Annotated in this window: 1 protein-coding gene; it reads right to left on the bottom strand. The window is 56.3% G+C overall.

Annotated elements, in window-relative coordinates:
• A partial coding sequence (locus RMSM_RS36355) for a WD40 repeat domain-containing protein (protein WP_390172580.1) occupies window positions 1–953 on the bottom strand: 953 nt, incomplete at both ends.

Genomic DNA, 953 nt, shown 5'->3' on the forward strand with positions numbered 1-953 from the left:
ATCATGGCTAAACGAAAGCACTTGCTTGCCATCGGCTGAGAAACGACCTCCGCAAATACGGGAGTGCCCGTCAAGCGTGGACCGCAACTCGCCGGTTTGACGATCCCAGATGCGCAGTGTCCGATCCGCACTCGACGACAGAATTTGCTTTCCGTTACTCGATGCATCCACTCGCGTGATTCCGGCTTCATGCCCCGCCAGTCGGCGCAATGGCTTGCCGGTTTCCACGTCCCAGAGGACGACCATGTTGTCCTGCCAACCTCCCGAGATGACGATTTTCCCATCGGGGCTAAAAGCCGCCGCATTGACGTAGCCCTCGTGTCCTTGTAACTCGTGAACCAGTTCCCCTGAATCCACGTCCCACAAACGGATGCCTTGGTCACCTGCACCAAGCATTAAACGGCCATCCGGGGAGAAGTCGGTGACGTAAACATGAGCATCCGGCCACTCGATTGCATGGACTTGTCGCATCCCTCGTTCTGCCAAGGCGGGTTCCGGGGCCGACTCAGGTGCGACGGCGATTCGGCGTCGGATACTAAAAATCTCGCGACCGGCACGGCGGAGTGTGAAGGAATCCGGCAAGTCAACCTCGATGTCTTTCCCGTCTTTGATCGTTCGCAGTTCATAGGTGCCTGTGTCGAGGATCGCAATCTGTTTGTCTTGCTGATCGAGCACGGTGATGGTTTCACCGCCTTTGCTAATCCAAATCTCCACCTCGGGGTCATCTGATCGAATTTCGACCGTTCCAGTGTCGGTCACGACCGTCGCCATCACGGTCGCTAGTATTGCTCCTAGCAACCCCATGAATCCCAGTGCAATCAAAACACCTCGGCGAGGCAGCAGTCGCTCGGTCAAACAAGATGGGTTCAGCAGCGCCGAAAGAAATTCCAAAGCGGTAGTGAAAACGTCGAGCCGGATCGGTGGCGAGCGTTTTTCGCAGCACTTGCTTTGCA

The sequence above is a fragment of the Rhodopirellula maiorica SM1 genome (genome assembly GCF_000346295.1).
GTDB lineage: Bacteria > Planctomycetota > Planctomycetia > Pirellulales > Pirellulaceae > Novipirellula > Novipirellula maiorica.